1 protein-coding gene is annotated in these 583 nt (G+C 63.5%); it reads right to left on the bottom strand.

Annotated features, from left to right (window positions below):
* A partial coding sequence (locus FRW57_RS22640; RefSeq protein WP_238999555.1) for an alanine--tRNA ligase-related protein occupies positions 1-583 on the bottom strand: 583 nt, incomplete at both ends.

Here is a 583-nt window from a genome sequence, read left to right as displayed (position 1 = left end):
GTCATGAGGCGCGTACCGACAGCCTCGTTGGCGCGGATCTCGGCGTTCACCTCGGCCTCGATCGCAGCTATATCATCGTCGCCGAGCGGCTTGGGATGCGAGAAGTCGAACCGGAAGCGATCGTCCGCAACCAGCGAACCCTTCTGCGTGACATGTCCGCCAAGGCGATTGCGCAGGGCGGCATGGACGAGGTGTGTAGCCGAATGGTTGGCGCGAATTCGGTCGCGGCGCTCGGCATCGATGACCAGGTGAACCGCGTCACCGACCTTTACCGAGCCCTTTTTCACCTTACCGACATGAGCATGCAGTCGGCCCAGCGGCTTGTTGGTCGTCGACACGGCGATCTCGAGACCCTCAGGCGTCCAGATGCGTCCCGCGTCGCCGGTCTGGCCACCGCTCTCGCCATAGAACGGGGTCTGATTGGTGAGGATCACCACTTCGTCGCCCGCATTCGCGGTTTCGACCTCGGCACCGTCCTTGACGATTGCGACGACGGCGGCCTCGCCCGTGTCGGAGGTGTAGCCGGTGAATTCAGTCGAGCCTTCGCGCTCGGCGATGTCGAACCAGACTTCCTCATTGGCCG

This window comes from Segeticoccus rhizosphaerae (genome assembly GCF_009192725.1).
Lineage (GTDB): Bacteria > Actinomycetota > Actinomycetes > Actinomycetales > Dermatophilaceae > Segeticoccus > Segeticoccus rhizosphaerae.
Note: the sequence above shows the minus strand (reverse complement) of the source record. Positions and strands in the feature narration are given on the sequence as shown.